This is a genomic window from Fictibacillus halophilus (assembly GCF_016401385.1).
Taxonomy (GTDB): Bacteria; Bacillota; Bacilli; order Bacillales; family Fictibacillaceae; genus Fictibacillus; species Fictibacillus halophilus.
This window is the reverse complement of sequence record NZ_JAEACF010000001.1, coordinates 2,599,860-2,617,306: the sequence shown is the minus strand read 5'-3', so window position 1 is coordinate 2,617,306 and position 17,447 is coordinate 2,599,860. Positions and strand designations below refer to the sequence as shown.

At 41.5% G+C, this 17,447-nt stretch carries 21 protein-coding genes; 19 read left to right on the top strand and 2 right to left on the bottom strand.

Annotation, left to right across the window (positions count from 1 at the left end):
- The 15 genes from I5J82_RS13595 (at position 1) to I5J82_RS13525 (ending at position 10,977) form a co-directional block, all read left to right on the top strand.
- Positions 1 to 189, top strand: a complete 189-nt coding sequence (locus I5J82_RS13595) for a PspC domain-containing protein (RefSeq protein ID WP_198768279.1) — start codon at positions 1 to 3, stop codon at positions 187 to 189.
- A gap of 1 nt (position 190) precedes the next feature.
- On the top strand, positions 191 to 562 hold the full coding sequence (locus tag I5J82_RS13590) for a phage holin family protein (protein ID WP_198768278.1): 372 nt from the start codon (positions 191 to 193) through the stop codon (positions 560 to 562).
- An 804-nt stretch (positions 563 to 1,366) separates the two neighbouring features.
- Entirely contained in the window at positions 1,367 to 1,867 is a 501-nt protein-coding gene (locus tag I5J82_RS13585) for a DUF1062 domain-containing protein (protein ID WP_198768277.1), read from the top strand.
- Between the two features lie 75 nt (positions 1,868 to 1,942).
- On the top strand, positions 1,943 to 2,449 hold the full coding sequence (locus I5J82_RS13580) for a GNAT family N-acetyltransferase (protein ID WP_198768276.1): 507 nt from the start codon (positions 1,943 to 1,945) through the stop codon (positions 2,447 to 2,449).
- Between the two features lie 75 nt (positions 2,450 to 2,524).
- Positions 2,525 to 3,460, top strand: coding sequence for an HPr(Ser) kinase/phosphatase (hprK, locus tag I5J82_RS13575; protein WP_137791665.1), 936 nt, complete (start codon positions 2,525 to 2,527; stop codon positions 3,458 to 3,460).
- A 22-nt stretch (positions 3,461 to 3,482) separates the two neighbouring features.
- Positions 3,483 to 4,298 (top strand): prolipoprotein diacylglyceryl transferase, encoded by an 816-nt coding sequence (gene lgt / locus I5J82_RS13570; protein WP_198768275.1) that lies wholly within the window; start codon positions 3,483 to 3,485, stop codon positions 4,296 to 4,298.
- Between the two features lie 16 nt (positions 4,299 to 4,314).
- Positions 4,315 to 5,283, top strand: a complete 969-nt coding sequence (locus tag I5J82_RS13565) for a nucleoside recognition domain-containing protein (protein WP_198768274.1) — start codon at positions 4,315 to 4,317, stop codon at positions 5,281 to 5,283.
- Entirely contained in the window at positions 5,258 to 5,899 is a 642-nt protein-coding gene (gene ppaX, locus I5J82_RS13560) for a pyrophosphatase PpaX (protein WP_198768273.1), read from the top strand. Before I5J82_RS13565 ends, ppaX begins: the two co-directional genes overlap by 26 nt.
- A complete protein-coding gene (locus tag I5J82_RS13555) occupies positions 5,900 to 6,412 on the top strand; it encodes an acyltransferase (RefSeq protein ID WP_198768272.1) in 513 nt (170 codons plus the stop codon).
- An 89-nt stretch (positions 6,413 to 6,501) separates the two neighbouring features.
- Positions 6,502 to 7,092 carry a hypothetical protein gene (locus I5J82_RS13550; RefSeq protein ID WP_198768271.1) on the top strand — a complete coding sequence of 197 codons (591 nt, stop codon included), beginning with the start codon at positions 6,502 to 6,504 and terminating at the stop codon, positions 7,090 to 7,092.
- 412 nt (positions 7,093 to 7,504) lie between these two features.
- Entirely contained in the window at positions 7,505 to 8,974 is a 1,470-nt protein-coding gene (putP, locus tag I5J82_RS13545) for a sodium/proline symporter PutP (RefSeq protein WP_198768270.1), read from the top strand.
- A gap of 96 nt (positions 8,975 to 9,070) precedes the next feature.
- Positions 9,071 to 9,508: a GNAT family N-acetyltransferase gene (locus I5J82_RS13540; RefSeq protein ID WP_198768269.1), complete on the top strand. Its 438-nt coding sequence runs from the start codon at positions 9,071 to 9,073 to the stop codon at positions 9,506 to 9,508.
- Positions 9,509 to 9,565: 57 nt separating this feature from the next.
- Positions 9,566 to 9,877 (top strand): hypothetical protein, encoded by a 312-nt coding sequence (locus tag I5J82_RS13535; protein ID WP_198768268.1) that lies wholly within the window; start codon positions 9,566 to 9,568, stop codon positions 9,875 to 9,877.
- A 75-nt stretch (positions 9,878 to 9,952) separates the two neighbouring features.
- Positions 9,953 to 10,435, top strand: coding sequence for an SRPBCC family protein (locus tag I5J82_RS13530; RefSeq protein ID WP_198768267.1), 483 nt, complete (start codon positions 9,953 to 9,955; stop codon positions 10,433 to 10,435).
- Positions 10,435 to 10,977, top strand: a complete 543-nt coding sequence (locus I5J82_RS13525) for a histidine phosphatase family protein (RefSeq protein WP_198768266.1) — start codon at positions 10,435 to 10,437, stop codon at positions 10,975 to 10,977. Before I5J82_RS13530 ends, I5J82_RS13525 begins: the two co-directional genes overlap by 1 nt.
- A 57-nt stretch (positions 10,978 to 11,034) precedes the next feature.
- Here the strand turns inward: I5J82_RS13525 and I5J82_RS13520 are convergent, their stop codons facing one another.
- Positions 11,035 to 12,057: a redoxin domain-containing protein gene (locus I5J82_RS13520; RefSeq protein ID WP_198768265.1), complete on the bottom strand. Its 1,023-nt coding sequence runs from the start codon at positions 12,055 to 12,057 to the stop codon at positions 11,035 to 11,037.
- A gap of 358 nt (positions 12,058 to 12,415) precedes the next feature.
- Entirely contained in the window at positions 12,416 to 13,471 is a 1,056-nt protein-coding gene (gene cax / locus I5J82_RS13515) for a calcium/proton exchanger (RefSeq protein WP_198768264.1), read from the bottom strand.
- A gap of 284 nt (positions 13,472 to 13,755) precedes the next feature.
- On the opposite strand from cax, the gene I5J82_RS13510 reads away from it, so the two are divergent.
- The 4 genes from I5J82_RS13510 to hisB are packed head-to-tail and all read left to right on the top strand — an operon-like array spanning position 13,756 to position 17,446.
- Positions 13,756 to 14,940: an ATP phosphoribosyltransferase regulatory subunit gene (locus I5J82_RS13510; RefSeq protein ID WP_198768263.1), complete on the top strand. Its 1,185-nt coding sequence runs from the start codon at positions 13,756 to 13,758 to the stop codon at positions 14,938 to 14,940.
- Positions 14,937 to 15,581: an ATP phosphoribosyltransferase gene (gene hisG, locus I5J82_RS13505; protein ID WP_198768262.1), complete on the top strand. Its 645-nt coding sequence runs from the start codon at positions 14,937 to 14,939 to the stop codon at positions 15,579 to 15,581. The genes I5J82_RS13510 and hisG overlap by 4 nt, the downstream gene beginning before the upstream one ends.
- On the top strand, positions 15,578 to 16,849 hold the full coding sequence (gene hisD, locus I5J82_RS13500) for a histidinol dehydrogenase (protein ID WP_198768261.1): 1,272 nt from the start codon (positions 15,578 to 15,580) through the stop codon (positions 16,847 to 16,849). The genes hisG and hisD overlap by 4 nt, the downstream gene beginning before the upstream one ends.
- On the top strand, positions 16,850 to 17,446 hold the full coding sequence (gene hisB, locus I5J82_RS13495) for an imidazoleglycerol-phosphate dehydratase HisB (RefSeq protein ID WP_269819574.1): 597 nt from the start codon (positions 16,850 to 16,852) through the stop codon (positions 17,444 to 17,446).
- The last annotated feature ends 1 nt before the right edge of the window (position 17,447 follow it).

Genomic DNA, 17,447 nt, shown 5'->3' with positions numbered 1-17,447 from the left:
ATGAAAAAACTGAAAAGGTCGAACGATGCTAAAATATCAGGAGTTTGTGGTGGAATTGCAGAGTATATGAATGTGGATCCGACGGTTGTACGGTTAGGAACAGTAGCACTTGCACTGTTTACAGCAGTTATCCCAGTTGGTCTAGCTTACATCATCGCGCTAGCTGTTATGCCAGAGGATGGCATATAAAATGATGAGCTGGTTTGCTTCTTTACTGATCAACACCGTTGCGCTGATGGTTGTAGCAGGGTACTTTGATGCTTTTCATATCGAAAACATCAGTGCTGCATTATTAGCCAGCGTTTTATTATCACTGTTTAACGTTTTTCTGAAGCCGATTCTTATCCTGTTGACTTTGCCTGTAACGATTTTTTCTTTAGGTTTATTTTTAATCGTCATTAACGCAGCACTTTTATCGTTAACGGCGGAATTGATGGGTAGCTCATTTAACATAGATGGATTCGGAATGGCTTTACTCGCTGCAGTCATTATTTCACTTCTCAATATGTTCCTGACCAATTTTGTTTTGGAACCATTAAGAAAGAAGCGGAAAAGAAACTAAAGTAGCAGTTCGATCAAATCTAATTATGAAAAAAGCATCTTTCATAAAAAGCTTGAAAAACCGGTGGAAATTCACCGGTTTTTCTTTTTTACCTGGCTGAGGTGATAATTACGTTCCATCTTCGTGCAGAGTGAGTTTTGTACGAAATAAAGTGGCAACACCTTGGTACCTCTATGTGCGTCTTCGATTTGAATTTTACTTGTTCATCACAATCAAATCCAAAATGCCCCCCTCTAGTTGTTTTTTTGTCATCTGTTATAACTAATGATTACTTAAGTTCTTTTTATTCTTAAAAGCAACCTTTTCAGGGATTGGAGCGGAAGGGTACTGACTCCTGCGGGACGAGTGGGACAGGTGAGACCACTAAAGGCGCGAAGCGGCAGGGGGCTCACCGCCCGCCCCGCGGAAAGCATGTACCCTGGAGCGGAGATCCCCCCACACAGATTTGCTCTTTCAGTATCCTCACAATAGATGTGTTTTTTAGTTTCCATATTTTATACTTTATAGTAATATTAAGGTATTCTGTTTGAAAGAAAGGACCTCAAGTGACCTGTATGCCAACATTTAACCTGTAATGGAAAACAATTTAGATCGCTTCTCAACCGTTAAGAAACGCCATGTTTCTGACCGCGGGAGAAGTCTGTCTACAACCCATTACAGAGGAAATACAGCGAACTGCAGTCCGTTATTTTCGGTAACATTGCGTTCAAAGCTCTCCTTGTATGAGGGGAGCTTTTTTTACGTTCTGCAAGAAATCAAATAGAAGTTGTATTTCTTCACTACTCATTCCAGAGGTGAAGAAAAATGCAGATTCAACAATATGCTTTAGCGTTACATCAACAAATAAAGGCTGACACGGTAAAAAAACAGTGTAAAATGTGTGGAAAAGTTACCACATTTACCGATACGACCATTCAGAGGCACAATGCAAACGGAAAGAACATCTATCAGTTTGCGATATACAAATGTCCGAAAAACCATTCATGGAACAAAAAGCTCAACATTTATAAATCGTTCACTGAGCATGTGAATCCACTGTCAATCGTACCAACATCTTTTATAGAAATAGAGCCAGGTGAAAAGATTACCTCTATGCAAAAAGGGGATTTTGCATGCGAAATAAAGATAACATCGGTCAACGGGATCTTTCGTATCGATCGCACACTTGCGGATCATCTAGAAGGATGGAGCAGAACAGAAATCGCTCATAACATAAAAACAGGTAAGATTCTTTTAAACAATGGTTTAACAAAACCAAGTCAAAAGCTCTCAGTTCATGATAAGATTTTCATAGATGGAAAATAAGGATAAATAGTCATTTCAGCCGTTTGCTTCGAATTCGATCAAACGGCATTTCTCTTTTAAAAGGTGTTGGTGATATTGCAAACAGAAAGGCTGAAATTTCGACCATATACGAGTGAGGATTTTTCATTTTTTGCCTCGTTATGGGCAGATCCTGATGTTGTTCAATTTATAGGAAAAGGGGTAACTCGTTCAGAAGAAGAAGCTCGAAAAAGCTTTGATGAATGGCTTCTACCGGGGTATCGCGATGGGAGAGGATTATTTCTTATGGAGCATAGAGAAAGTCTACACCCGGTCGGTCACGCAGGTATTGTGCAGCAAACGATTGATGGAAAAAAAGAGTTTGAAATCGGCTATTGGCTGGCGAAGGAATATTGGGGTAACGGCTACGCTACAGAGGCCGCGATCTATTTCAAAAACTACGCCGTTCAGGAACTAGGGATTACTCGTCTCATCTGTTTGATTCAGCCTAACCATAAAAAGTCTATCACTGTCGCATCTCGAATAGGGATGATCCTTCAAAAAGAATCAACGTTTAATACGATACCTGTAGACGTTTACAGTTGGGGTGAAAGTCAGAAATAACTCTGTAGTACTCTTTGGTTAATCCATGGTTGAAGTGATACAATAGAGTCATTGAAAAATGTCGAGGAGGACCCAATGGCTAAGGTACATATTCATGAACTCATAAAAAAATTTCATCTAGAGCTTGTTAGTGGTGAAGAAGGCATTCACCGAACGATCCGAACGAGCGACATCTCACGGCCAGGTCTTGAGATGGCTGGTTATTTTACCTTTTATCCGGGTGAGCGACTACAGCTTCTTGGGAAAACAGAGCTTTCGTTTATTTCAGAACTTGATCCTGAAACACGAATGGAGCGTTTAACCGCGCTTTGTACGGATGAGACACCGGGAATCATCGTTTCTAGAGACATTGAAGTTCCTAAAGAGCTGCTTAAAGCTTCTCATAAAAGTGGAGTGCCGATCATGCGTTCACCGGTTACGACAACGCGTCTATCCAGTCGTATCACCAATTATTTAGAGAGTCGTTTGGCGCCAACGACTGCTAAACATGGTGTTTTAGTAGATATATATGGAATCGGTGTTCTGATCACGGGTAATTCGGGTGTTGGAAAAAGTGAAACGGCTCTCGAACTCGTAAAACGAGGGCACCGGTTAGTAGCTGATGATTCGGTTGAGATCAGACAGGAAGATGAAGATACACTTATCGGCAGTGCACCTGAACTCATACAGCATCTGCTTGAGATTCGTGGTCTTGGCATCATCAACGTGATGACGTTGTTCGGTGCTGGAGCGATTCGCAACTATAAAAAAATCTCGATCGTTATGAATCTGGAAGCTTGGGATTCAAAAAAAGTGTATGACCGACTAGGTTTGGAAGAAGAGACAACAAAGATCATTGATACGGAGATTCCAATCTTAACGATTCCTGTTCGTCCTGGGCGAAACTTAGCGGTCATTATCGAAGTAGCAGCGATGAACTTCCGATTGAAAAGAATGGGAATGAATGCTGCGCAGCAATTCTCAGACCGTTTAACAGATGTAATTGAAGCTGGAGATGAAGAAGACCTATAAGAATGAGAAGGAAGTGTAGACTGTGGAAGAAACGATTCAACCTCTAAATCGTGTAGCACTCGAATTAGGGCCGCTCACGATCTATTGGTACGGACTTATTATTGGCTTTGGTGCGATGCTTGGTCTTTGGCTCGCAGTAAGAGAATCAGAGAGACGCGGGCTTGCTAAGGATACGTTCGTTGATGTAGTGATGATTGCAGTGCCTGTAGCCATTTTATGTGCAAGACTTTATTATGTAGCGTTTGAATGGGATTTTTATAAAGATAATCCTAGCAAGATTCTCGCTGTTTGGGAAGGCGGCATCGCGATTCATGGTGCTTTAATCGGTTCCTTCTTAACAGCACTCGTTTTTTCAAAAGTAAAGAAAATTTCATTCTGGAAGCTTGTTGATATCGCAGCTCCTAGCATATTGCTTGGTCAGGCGATCGGACGCTGGGGCAACTTCATGAACCAGGAAGCTCATGGCGGGGAAGTGACGCGAAACTTTTTAGAATCACTCATGCTGCCAGACTTTATCATCAATCAGATGTATATTGATGGTACCTATTATCACCCAACCTTTCTATATGAATCACTTTGGAGCTTCATAGGTGTTATCGTCTTGCTTTATCTACGTCGTGTTAATCTTCACCGAGGTGAATTGTTCTTAACGTATATCATCTGGTATTCGATCGGACGTTTCTTTATAGAAGGACTTCGTACAGATAGCTTGATCGTTTGGGGAACTTCACTTCGAATCGCACAAGTGGTGAGCTTGGTGTGGATCGCAGCGGCTGTAATCATCTGGATCTATAGAAGAAAAGCAGGATTAGCGAAACAACGATATCTAGAAAGTTAAGGGAGGCGAATGAAGAGTGGAAACGTTAAAAAAAGGCACACTTGCAGGCTTGAAAACCACTTGGACGCTCGGGAAGATTATTTTTCCTGTCACTTTACTCATCACACTGTTGAGTCACACACCGGTGTTAGATTGGTTGATCTCTGTTTTAGCACCGGCTATGAAATGGATCGGACTTCCGGGTGAAGCGGCGATCCCGCTCGTTCTCGGTAATTTTCTAAATCTATATGCAGGAATCGGGGGTATTCTGACCCTCGATTCTTTAACCGTGCAAGATGTATTCATTCTCGCTGTTATGCTTTCGTTTTCTCACAACTTGTTTATAGAGTCTGGTGTGGCAGCAAGTGTAGGGATCAAGTTGTGGGTGATTCTGCTCGTGCGAATTGGCTTGGCCCTCTTTTCTGCTTTTATGATTAATCTTTTATGGGATGGCGGAACAGAAAAAGCACAGTATGGTTTTATCTCAAAGCCCGAAGCAGCTCCGAACGGCTGGGGAGAGATCACGCTCACCGCTCTTGAAAAAGCTTCACTCGGTATTCTGCAACTCGCACTTATCGTCATACCGCTCATGATTATCATGCAATATATGAAGGACAAAGGATGGTTGAATAAGTTTTCGAACTGGATGGCTCCAGCTATGAAACTTCTTGGAATGAAAGAGAATACGTCCATGACGATGGCAGCTGGTCTTACGATCGGTCTTGCATATGGAGCAGGTGTGATGATGCAGGCTGCAAAAGAGGATGGCGTCTCAAAGAAAGATCTGTATCTAGCTTTTATCTTTCTCGTAAGCTGCCATGCTGTTGTTGAGGATACACTTGTTTTTGTACCATTAGGCATTCCGGTTCTGCCGCTGTTGATCATTCGAGTAGTGACAGCAATCGTTCTTACCGTATTAGTAGCATACGTATGGAACAAGCTTGAACGGAAAAATCGTTTAACAAGAAAGGAACGACAACATGAAACGCAACACCATACTATTTGATCTTGACGGAACATTAATCAATACGAACGAACTGATCATCGCTTCTTTTCTATACACATTGGATAAGCATTTTCCAGAGCAATACAATCGTGAGAGTATCTTGCCGTTTATGGGGATGCCGCTCGTTGAGACGATGGAGCAGTTCGATAAAGAAAAAGTATCTGACTTAGTCCAAACATACCGTGAACATAACATCTCACATCATGATGAATTGGTTACAGAGTTTGAAGGAGTTTTTGAAACGGTAGAAGAATTGTATAAAAAGGGCTATAAACTGGGTATCGTAACTACAAAAATGAGAAATACAGTCGAGATGGGCTTACGCCTTGTTGGTCTTGATCAATTTTTTCAAACGGTTGTTACGCTGGATGACGTGAAAAACGCGAAGCCAGATCCAGAGCCTGTTCAAAAAGCACTAACCTTACTAGGTTCAACACCAGAACAAGCGATCATGGTAGGCGACAGCAAGTACGATATTCTTGCAGGACAGAACGCTGGCACACAAACGGCTGGTGTAGCCTGGACCATTCGCGGCAACGATTATTTGCAGCAGTTTAATCCAGACTTCATGCTGAATGAAATGACGGATTTGCTGGATGTTTTAGGAGAGAGATAATTGCGAAATACTGAGCGTTATCCGGTTAAAGGAAGAAACTCGTTGTACCAAGTGTATGACACCGTTCCGTTCTGGAAAGTGGTTAAGAATTTCATAGCGATACAAGTGGCTCGATACACGCCATTCTTACCGATGAAAAATTGGATATACCGTACTTTTCTAAAGATGAAGGTCGGAGAAGGAACGGCATTCGCGTTGATGGTCATGCCGGACATCATGTATCCAGAACGCATATCAGTAGGGAAGAACTGTGTGATCGGCTATAATACAACGATATTAGCTCATGAATATTTAATAAAAGAATACCGTTTGGGTGACGTAATCGTGGGCGACGAAGTGATGATCGGTGCGAACTCTACGATCCTCCCAGGCGTTACGATCGGTCACGGTGCGATCGTATCAGCTGGAACGCTCGTCCACAAAAATGTCCCAGAAGGATCTTTCGTTGGTGGTAATCCGATGCAGGTCATCTACACGAAAGAAGAACGATCGAAGAGGGAAATGGAAAGCTAGAAATTTGTCGTAAGTTCCCCTCTTGGGTTTTCTTGTTTTTCGTCGTATACTTAAAACAGGCAAAAAAGCGAAAGCTGGAGGCGCATACTATGAGAAGGAAATCATTCTCGATCGTATTTATGAAAAACACGTTTAAAATTGGACACCTCGTTGAAGACAACTGTCAGTCTCAGCATGCACCGAAAGCATCTCATCCTCAAAATAAGTCCGAACAACTGGCTGCTCGCGATACCTACCGTTTCCGGACAGCTGTGTCAAAAATGAAAGGTCATGGCCTTGTTAAGCATTACGAACTACAAAGCAAACGTGCAAAGCTGGTTTTTTATGGCGACTATTCTACCTACAAACGAAACGTACCTCATATTGCGTTTACACGCGAACATTTTCAACACTACTTTGGAACAGAAGATTTAATCTGTGAATTTCTCCTTGATACTTCTATTTATTTATTTAAAGAACTCCATTTTTTAGAAGAGATCCAACTGGATATTCCGAGTCATGGTAAGATGTATACGGTCGAACTGACACGACAGGAACTGGATCATTATATGAAGTGTGATCTGGCCGAAATGAAAGATGGTCATCACCATAGGTTCTTCTACATCTACCGAGACGAAGAGCTGGATCAATTTACGAATCAATTTGTAAAGGTCAAACGTTTAAGACGAAAAAAATTATAAAGTGATTAAAAACTGGCGCCCAATCGTCTTATGAATGGGTACCAGTTTTTTTGATGTATAAGGGGAGTGGGGGATGGCGAGTAAGAGGTTTAGGGGCTAGCGACATACTGCGAAATTTGTCGAGGGTTGCAGAATCGTGGATAAATAGCCAAAACTCGTGGATTCAGCACCAAAACTTCTGGATTGAATGCAGAAACTTTTGGATTCAACACCAAAACTTCTGGATTGATACGTCCTTATGTGCCATGCCACCTTGTTTTGACAGCTAACAAGCTCCATTACTAGATTCCTTTCCAAAAAAAATCTATTTCTTTTGTCGAAAAATGTATTTATAATAAAAATGTTCCTTTTTTAAATTTTAAAAATATTGAAAGCGTTTTTACAACAAGAAAAGGCAGGAGGAAAACTGAATATGGATTATGGAGTCATTTTTTCAATTAGTGTGTACATGATTGGGATGGTGCTGATCGGGCTTTATGCGTACCGAAAGACCGACAACCTTACGGATTACATGCTTGGCGGAAGAAATCTTGGACCAGCTGTTACCGCACTTAGTGCAGGTGCATCAGATATGAGCGGTTGGTTGTTGATGGGTCTTCCAGGTGCCATGTACGTATCTGGTTTGAGTGCTGGATGGATCGTTGTAGGATTGTGTGCAGGAGCTTATCTAAACTGGCTATTTGTAGCACCTCGTCTACGAACGTATACAGAGGTAGCGAACAACTCAATCACGATTCCGGATTATTTCGAGAACCGATTTAAAGATACATCTCGCATTCTGCGAATTACATCTGCTGTGATCATCGTAATCTTCTTTACTTTTTATACGTCCTCTGGAATGGTTGCTGGCGGACAATTGTTTGAGACAGCATTTGGTCTGAACTACATGTGGGGAATCTTGCTTACAGCTGGAGTAGTTATTATTTATACATTATTCGGCGGTTTCTTAGCGGTAAGCTACACCGATTTCGTACAAGGAGCGATTATGTTTGTAGCATTAATCTTAGTTCCCGTCGTTACCATCTTGAAAGTTGGTGGATGGGATGCGTCGTTTAATGAGATTGAAAGCATCAGTCCAACATTGCTCGATGCGTTTACTGGGACAAGCTTGATCGGTATCATCTCCTTGTTAGCATGGGGATTAGGATACTTCGGACAGCCGCACATTATCGTTCGTTTTATGGCGATCTCGTCTGTAAAAGAGATGAAGAGCGCGAGACGCATCGGAATGGGCTGGATGATTTTCTCTATCGTTGGAGCGATGTTTACAGGTTTAGTCGGAATTGCTTACTTCAATCAAACCGGTGCTCCTTTAGGGAAAGAGAAAGCGGAAACGGTATTTATCTTATTATCTGAAGTATTGTTCCATCCGATCATTACGGGCTTTTTGTTAGCTGCTATCTTAGCAGCAGTTATGAGTACGATTTCTTCTCAACTGCTCGTAACATCGAGTGCTTTGACAGAGGATTTTTATAAAGCGTTCGTCAAACGTTCAGCATCTGATAAAGAGCTTGTTTTCATAGGGCGTCTAGCGGTTTTGGCTGTAGCTGTAATTGCTTTTGTGATGGCCGTTAACCCAAGTGAAACGATTTTAAATCTAGTTGGTTATGCATGGGCTGGATTTGGTGCAGCATTCGGACCAGTCGTCTTGCTGAGTCTATATTGGAAGAGAATGACGAAATGGTCGGCTTTTGCTGGTATCGTTGTAGGGGCTGTTACCGTTATCGTATGGGAACTTATTCCGGCTATGGCCGAAGTGTATGAGATCATTCCTGGTTTTATCGCATGTACAATAACGATCGTGGTCGTTAGCTTGTTGACTAAAGCACCAAGTGCAAGCATTCAAGAAGAGTTTGAAGAAACGAAAAGATTAGTAAGTTAATAGTGAGGATATGGACTGACCAAAATAGCAGATTTATTTGCAGATTTTGGTCAGTTTTTTTGTTAGAGTGTGAGCACGGGTAGAGGAGGAAATAAAATGGAATACATCCTTTTCGAAGGAGTACCAGAAGAGGAAACATTGAAGAGAATACTACAGCTACATGAAGTAATCTTTGGTTCATCAAACGCCGATCTTCTTGTTAATATGAAATTGAAGCATCGGCTAACGATCTTTACAGCCATACACCATAAGAAGGTAGTTGGTTATAAAATGGGCTATGAAATCGATCGTAGCACCTATTATAGTTGGCTAGGTGGGGTCGATCCCGCTTATAGAGTACAAGGAATAGCTTCAAAGCTATTAAATAAGCAACATGAGTATCTAAAGGCGAAAGGGTATTCTGTTGTTCGAACGAAAACGATGAATAAGTGGCGCGGGATGCTACTATTAAATATAAAAAATGGGTTTGATGTGATGGAAACGTATACCAATAAAGAGGGACTTCATAAAATCGTATTGGAAAAAAACCTTTAAATGCTTTCACTCATCATAACAGCATCCGCATATGATGGTATAAGCGGGGTGACGGATATGGGGATAAAAGAGAGAGTGAAGCTTTGGTTTTTAGGATCGCTTTATCCAGAGAAATCATTATTACGACCGATTCACAGCAAGGAGCAGTTTAAGAGCGACTTACACAAGGGCTACCCGATCATCTTTACGTTCAGAGATGTTTACGGGCTAATCCTATTTGATAAGAAAGAACAACTCGGAACGCTTTATACAAAAGATGTGTTTGGTATGACGGAAGATTATAGAAGTTATCATTCAATGCCTGATCTGCTCACGTTTTATAGTGAACATGCCAGTGAAGGAATTTCATTCTATACAGAGAATAGTTAAAGAATCATATCCTGTAGAGCACCTCATCTTATGAGGTGTTGTTTTTTACATCATAAGAAAGAGAGTCATTATTATATGCCTACAATTATACATCGAGAATTTGTACAAGCTTCTGCTGAAGTCTGCTTTGATCTTTCGCGAAACGTAGATATACATACTGAAACAACTTCGCATACAGGAGAAAGAGCGGTGGGAGGAGTAACGTCAGGTTATATGGAAAAAGGAGATCATGTAACGTGGGAAGCCGTTCATCTTGGAGTGAGACAAAGATTGACTGCAAAGATTATTGAGATGGAAAGACCTCATATGTTCGTAGATGTGATGGTAAAGGGTGCTTTCCATTCATTCGTGCATACCCATACTTTCGAACAGAAGAAGAACGGAACCGTCATGGTTGATCATTTTCAATATAAGTCTCCGTTTGGCGTGATTGGAAGATTAGCAGATTGGTTGTTCTTAGAAAGGTATATGACGAATTTTCTAGTGGGACGAGCGAGAGCACTAAAAGAAATCGCAGAAAATACGCACCATACACAAAGAGAAAGCGGTGATCAGTGATGAAGGTAGGAATGGTACGTCATTTCAAAGTAAAACGAGGCTACCCGACTGAAAAATGGATAACACCATCTGAATTTGATCAGTGGTTGAAAGAATACGAAGCGTCTGATGTGGAAGAAACTAACGTTGACCTAGGGGGGATCAACTGGAATACATGCTATTCAAGTACAGTTCGTCGTGCGGAATATACAGCAGGGAAAATTTATAGAGGTGACCTGATAAGGACAGATGATCTTCGTGAGATCCCCGTCTATCCGTTTTTTAAAAGAAATATTAAAATTCCAATGATTCTTTATCCTCTTTGCATTCGAACAGCATGGTTCTTTAACCATAAATCACAGCTAGAGCGCAGGACCGATGTTGAAATGCGTGTTTCCAAGATCGTCGACCGTATATTAGAAGAGAACCAAGAAAATGCACTAATCGTAAGTCATGGTGGACTCATGTTATTTATGAGAAAAGAACTGATTAAGAGAGGATTTAAAGGTCCGAGGTTAGGCAGACCAGAAAACGCGAAGCTTTATTTGTTCGAAAAGAAATAAAAAAAGGGTCATTAGCATCTTCTAATAGCTAATGATCCTTCATTTTATGTGAAATTGTTACTTCGCAGATCGATAAAATTCTTCCATCATCTCGTAGCTCATCGGGCCGATATGTTTTTGCTCGATGATTCCCTTTTTATTAATTATAAAAGTAGTTGGAATCGTGACCGTTTTGTACGTATTTCCAACTTTACCGTCTGGATCTAATAAAACGGGGAAGTTCAGCTTGTACGCTTGCGCAAACTTTTTTACTTCCTTCTCGGAGTCACTGTCTGTTAAGTTTACAGCTAAGATTTCAACTTTCTTAGAAGAGTGGTCTCTATAGAAACGTACCATTTCAGGCATTTCCGCACGACAAGGTGGACACCATGTTGCCCAAAGATTTACGAACACGACCTTACCTTTAAGATCCGACAGTCTTACGGTTTCGCCTTCAATCGTTTTTAATTCAAAATCTGGTGCTCGGTCACCTGTTTTGATTCCATAGGATGCCGCCTCTACTGTTTCATTATTCGTTTTTTGTCCACCGAGCGGGGAATTCGTTAGAACGGAAAAGAAGAGTGCTGTGACTAACATAGACAAAACAGTTTTTCTTATTTCAAACGAACCCTTCGTATATAAGTAGCTCGACAAGATCAAAAAGAACAATGAGATCAACCCGTCAGCAAAAAGGGTGGTTGAAGCAAAATGTGCGCCATAATACGCGGCGAAAAATAGAGTTAACCCTAATATTCCGATAAAAAATACTCTGCTTCTATCAAGCTCACGTTTTCCTGCAGCCCATAGAACATAAAGAATTGAAAAGATGATACCGAGAACAATACCTGTTTCTCCTCCATTGAAGTACAAGATACTTAACGGATGTTTAAGAATTAATAGCGGATGGAGAAAAGCATAACTAAACTTCCAAACCAGTAGAAAAATCCCGACCCCATTACTCAATACGTCTAACAGCTGCTTTTTGTCAGGTTCTTCTCTTACTTTTACATACAAGATGCCATATGCGATCAACGCTGATCCTAAGATTGCTAGCCAAACCATCTTTACTGGAAAAGATCCGATCGTTAAATAATCCGCCATCATCACACCCACCTTAAACTTGTCCTCTATTGTAAACTTTATCAAAGTTTTCCTATATTTATTCCTATTTTGCTTGTTTCACATAAAAAAACCAGTGAGGATGATATCCTGCACTGGTGTTCTACAACATATATTACCGTCTTTTTTCAACGCTTTTTTTGTGGTGTTTAAATTTTTTTACTTCTTTGACTGTTGATTGGAAAGTAAGGTGTGAGACTCTCGGCTAGGACAGGCGGGCAGGTGAGACACTTAAAAGTGAAACGTACGAATGTGGCTCACCGCCTGCCCCGCGGAAAGCGAGCAACCTGGAATGGAAATCAACTATTTTCATAAACAACAATGAATACGAAAGCCGCCTTTATAAAAGGTAAAAACCAACTCCCATGATCAAATAGGCTGCAAGAAGGGTAAGCCCTTCAAACCAGTTCGTATCGCCATCACTTGTTAATGATATCGTTAAGAATACAGCTAGGACCATCGCTACAAGTTCAGGAAGCGTAAAGACGAGTGCCATTGATTTTTCAAAAAACAAAGATACCAATACGAGCAAGGGAGCGACAAACATCGCGATCTGAAGCGTTGAGCCGATTGCGATCTCTACAGCAACATTCATCTTATTCTTATAAGCCATGATGATCGCTGAAGCATGTTCAGCCGCGTTACCAACAATCGCAACGATGATGATTCCGATAAACACTTCACTCCAACCGAGTGTTCTTCCTACTTCTTCAAACGTATGGACGAGCTTTTCAGAAACATAAGCAACAGCGAGAGTAGCAAGAGCAAGGACGATAAGAGCTTTCCACTTGCTCCATTCTGCCGTTTCATCCCCATGAGCCACGTCGTGTTCTGATTGATAGACACCTCGGTGAGTAACAAGCTTGAACAAAAGTGCGGCAACATAAAGAATAATCATGATCACAGAAACCCAAACACTTAAGGTGAGTGAATCGGCGTCGTTCAGTTTATAAGAAAAGACCTCAGGGAAAACAAAAGCGACTACTACAGCAAAAATCAATAGACCCGCGTTATGGCGTGCATCATAAACGTTGAACTTTTGCTGTTTATACTTTAAACCGCCAATAAAAAATGACAAACCTCCAACTAGTAAAAGATTTCCGAGTACAGAACCTGTTAAAGACGCTAATACTACACTTATCAATCCTGCTTTTAAAGCAAAGATTGAAATAATGAGTTCTACCGCATTACCAAAAGTGGCATTAAGCAACCCGCCAATTCTCGGTCCTGCTATGATAGCTAAACTTTCAGTAGCGCGTCCCATATAACCGGCAAGTGCGATTATCGTTGCACAATAGATCACAAAGAGTAAGACAGCAGGCCAATGCAGGATGCTGCCGATAACGGATAGCGGTACGCCAATTATGATGGCAATAAAAAAGATGCGATTAAACAAGACGCATTCCATCCCTTCTATGTATTTATTTTTACATACTATTCCCTGAAATCTTTTTTCTTAACTCTTAATAAGAAAACTAGATTTTGTTTGAATTGGTTGACAGTTTCGACAAGGACGTGTAGACTAACAACTAAATCTTTATCATGGTAGTATATTAGCGAACTAAAGTGTTTGTGTGGAATTTGATGCTTCACATTTATCATATTCATGCGGACATCCGCTCTTATTTTAGTAAAAACAATGCTTAATCTATTCATTTCATAAATAAAGGATGAAGGATCATGTCAAAACCGTTTGTATTTGAAAAACCCGCAGGTATGCGCGATACACTTCCTGCCTTTTATCAAAAAAATGAAGATATAAAAAATAGAATCAAACAAGAGATGGAGTCTTGGGGTTATCAATTCATCCAGACTCCTACTTTGGAATATCACGATACTGTGGGTGAAGCTTCGGCCATTTTAGATCAACAATTGTTTAAGCTGCTTGATATGGAAGGAAAAACTTTGGTTTTGCGTCCAGATATGACAGCCCCGATCGCGAGGGTTGTATCATCAAGTATGAAGCATGTTGCTTACCCGCTTCGCCTCGCATACAGTTCTCCTGTTTTCAGAGCTCAACAGCGAGAAGGGGGAAGGCCGGCTGAATTTGAACAAGTAGGTATCGAATTGATCGGTGAAGGAACAGCTAGTGCTGAAGCAGAAGCTCTCGCTCTTATGTCAGAAGTGTTTAAAAAGGCCGGCATTGCTGCATTTACTGTAGCCGTTGGGCATATAGGGTTCGTGCAGGAACTTCTTGCCGATATTTTAGGAAATGATGACCGAGCAGCTGATTTGTTGCGTTATTTAAATGAGAAAAATTATGTAGGCTACACTTCGCATGTGAAGAAGCTTCCTCTTTCTTCTATCGATACACAGCGTTTATTAAAATTGCTGGACTTAAGAGGCGGGATCGAAGTACTTGATGAAGCATCTTCATTAAACCCAAACAGAAGAGGACAGCAGACCTTACAAGAATTAAAGGACTTGTACAATCTCTTAGAAGATTACGATGCGGTACAAAATATTGTCTTCGATTTTACGTTGTTCAGTCACATGAGTTATTACACCGGAATCGTGTTTGAAGGGTACGCTGCTGGGATCGGAGCACCGATTGCGAGTGGAGGACGTTATGATGATCTGCTCAGCCGTTTTGACCGAAAAGCACCCGCTATTGGTTTTGCGATTCGAATGGACTATTTTGTAGAAGCGCTCGGAAACAAAAGTGATGATACAAAGAGACATTGCATTCTTTACACGGATGAGCGCAGAAAAGAAGCACTGAAGTTGGCAAAAGATAAGCGTAATGAAGGTAAGCATGTTGTGATGCAGAATCTTTCCGGAGTCAAAAATGTAGATGAATTCAGCAAGTGTTTTGATGATGTGCACTATTTAATCGGAACACAGCAAGGAGAGGACTTTTCATGAGTACGGTGTTAACGATGGCAATGCCAAAAGGGCGAATATTTGAAGAAGCAGTCGATCTTCTCAGACAAGCCGGATATCCGCTTCCTCCCGAGTTTGATGAATCTAGAAAGTTAATTATCGATGCACCGGAAGCAGGTCTTCGTTTTATTCTGGCTAAACCGATGGATGTTCCGACTTATGTGGAGCATGGTGTAGCTGATATCGGAATCGCGGGAAAAGATGTTATGCTTGAAGAAGAGCGTGATGTTTATGAGGTGCTCGACCTGAAAATCTCAGAATGCTATCTGGCGGTTGCTGGACTTCCGAATGGACATGACCAAAAGGTAGCACCGAAAATCGCTTCAAAGTATCCGAATGTGGCTTCTCATTATTTTAGAGAGCAGGGTCAGCAAGTTGAAGTGATCAAATTAAACGGATCGATTGAGCTCGCACCACTTATAGGGTTAGCAGATCGTATCGTGGATATTGTTTCAACAGGACGAACGTTAAAAGAAAACGGTCTTGTCGAACTTGAGAAAATAGCTGAGATTACATCGAGGTTAATCGTGAATCCCGCTAGCTATAGACTACATGCTGCCCGCATCAACGATCTTGTTGAGCGACTTCGAACACTTGTTGAGAGCAAGGAGGAAGTTCAATGAAAATACAACCCGTAACTGAACTGAAAAACTTAGAGAGAAGTGTTGAACAAAACACGGAGAAACAGAGAAAAGCAGTTCTCGATATTTTACAAAATGTTAAAACAAAGGGTGATAAAGCCCTTTTTCAATATACGGAAACTTTTGATGGTGTATCTCTCTCATCTCTAGAAGTAACAAAAAACGAAATAGATGAAGCGATCTCCTCTCTTGATTCAAAAATGGTAGAAATTATTTCAGAAGCAGCAGATAACATTCGTGAATATCACGAAAAGCAACGCCGGCAATCATGGTTCTTCACACGTGAAGATGGAACACTTTTAGGTCAAAAAGTAACGCCGCTTGATTCAGTCGGTGTTTACGTTCCAGGGGGAACAGCTGCATACCCGTCATCTGTGTTGATGGGTGTCATACCCGCTGTTGTTGCGGGCGTTGAGGAGATCCTACTTGTTTCACCACCAGGAAAAGACGGTAAACTTCCGTCTGCTGTGTTGGCTGCAGCTTCTATTGCGGGAGTTAAACGGATGTTTAAAATCGGTGGCGCACAAGCGATCGGAGCTTTAGCATATGGAACGGAATCGGTCCCTAAAACGGATAAAATCGTTGGGCCGGGTAACATTTTTGTTGCGCTAGCAAAACGCGAGGTTTTTGGCGTGTGTGACATTGATATGATCGCAGGTCCGAGCGAAATTGCAGTCATTGCGGATGAAACCGCAAACGCTCGTTACATTGCGGCAGACCTTTTATCACAAGCAGAACACGATCCACGATCTGCAGCGGTATTGGTAACAACGTCAAAAGTTTTAGCCGAAGAAGTTGCAACGGAAGTAGAGTTACAACTTGCTGAACTTCCAAGAAAAGATATCGCGATAGAAGCGATCCGGGATCATGGGAGCATCTATATCGTGAATTCGCTTGAAGAGGGTGCAGAAGTGATCAACCAGATCGCTCCTGAACACCTTGAGATCATGACGAAAGATCCGATGAGTCTTCTCGGAAAAATAAAACACGCAGGTGCCATTTTTCTTGGAGAATATAGCTCAGAACCTGTTGGAGATTATTTTGCAGGAAGCAATCATGTTCTTCCGACAAGTGGAACAGCGCGTTTTTCAAGTCCGCTTAACGTAGACGATTTCACAAAAAAATCAAGCGTGATTCGATACAGTGAACAAGCACTAAAAGAAAATGGAGAGAAAATATCAGCTTTTGCTCGCCTAGAGGGGCTCGAAGCACATGCGAGAGCGATTGATGTTCGACTGGAGGACAAGTAGATGGAAAATCAACTGCGACAACATACGATCGAAAGAAATACGAAAGAGACACAGATCAGCTTATCTCTAAATATTGACGGAGAAGGACAAGCAGATATTCAAACACCTGTCCCATTTCTAAACCACATGCTAGACGCGATCGCACGTCACGGACATTTTGATCTTACGGTAAACGCTGCGGGAGATGTGGAGATCGATGACCATCATACAACAGAAGACGTTGGCATCTGCCTTGGCCAAGCGATTCAGGGAGCTCTAGGTGACAAGCGAGGAATCAAGCGGTACGGCAATGCTTTTGTCCCGATGGACGAAACACTCGCTCAAGTGGTGATCGATCTATCCAATCGCCCGCACCTAGAATTTCGTGCAGAATTTCCAAGTCAAAAAGTAGGAACGTTTGATACAGAACTCGTTCATGAATTCTTCTGGAAGCTGGCGTTGGAAGCGAGAATGAACCTTCATGTGATCGTTCATTATGGCGCGAACACACACCATATTATCGAAGCCATTTTTAAAGCTTTTACAAAAGCGCTTGATGAAGCTACACAGATCGACCCTCGTGTAAAAGGAGTGCCTTCTACGAAAGGAATGTTATAAA

Bases quoted from the DNA above. Each gene is read 5' to 3' on its own strand.
- I5J82_RS13535 (WP_198768268.1), top strand. From the start codon at position 9,566: ATGGGGATAAAAGAGAGAGTGAAGCTTTGGTTTTTAGGATCGCTTTAT.
- hisG (WP_198768262.1), top strand. From the start codon at position 14,937: ATGAGTACGGTGTTAACGATGGCAATGCCAAAAGGGCGAATATTTGAA.
- I5J82_RS13510 (WP_198768263.1), top strand. From the start codon at position 13,756: ATGTCAAAACCGTTTGTATTTGAAAAACCCGCAGGTATGCGCGATACA.
- putP (WP_198768270.1), top strand. From the start codon at position 7,505: ATGGATTATGGAGTCATTTTTTCAATTAGTGTGTACATGATTGGGATG.
- hisB (WP_269819574.1), top strand. From the start codon at position 16,850: ATGGAAAATCAACTGCGACAACATACGATCGAAAGAAATACGAAAGAG.
- I5J82_RS13585 (WP_198768277.1), top strand. From the start codon at position 1,367: ATGCAGATTCAACAATATGCTTTAGCGTTACATCAACAAATAAAGGCT.
- I5J82_RS13540 (WP_198768269.1), top strand. From the start codon at position 9,071: ATGGAATACATCCTTTTCGAAGGAGTACCAGAAGAGGAAACATTGAAG.
- I5J82_RS13550 (WP_198768271.1), top strand. From the start codon at position 6,502: ATGAGAAGGAAATCATTCTCGATCGTATTTATGAAAAACACGTTTAAA.
- I5J82_RS13520 (WP_198768265.1), bottom strand. From the start codon at position 12,057: ATGGCGGATTATTTAACGATCGGATCTTTTCCAGTAAAGATGGTTTGG.
- I5J82_RS13595 (WP_198768279.1), top strand. From the start codon at position 1: ATGAAAAAACTGAAAAGGTCGAACGATGCTAAAATATCAGGAGTTTGT.
- hprK (WP_137791665.1), top strand. From the start codon at position 2,525: ATGGCTAAGGTACATATTCATGAACTCATAAAAAAATTTCATCTAGAG.
- hisD (WP_198768261.1), top strand. From the start codon at position 15,578: ATGAAAATACAACCCGTAACTGAACTGAAAAACTTAGAGAGAAGTGTT.
- ppaX (WP_198768273.1), top strand. From the start codon at position 5,258: ATGAAACGCAACACCATACTATTTGATCTTGACGGAACATTAATCAAT.
- I5J82_RS13530 (WP_198768267.1), top strand. From the start codon at position 9,953: ATGCCTACAATTATACATCGAGAATTTGTACAAGCTTCTGCTGAAGTC.
- I5J82_RS13590 (WP_198768278.1), top strand. From the start codon at position 191: ATGATGAGCTGGTTTGCTTCTTTACTGATCAACACCGTTGCGCTGATG.
- I5J82_RS13525 (WP_198768266.1), top strand. From the start codon at position 10,435: ATGAAGGTAGGAATGGTACGTCATTTCAAAGTAAAACGAGGCTACCCG.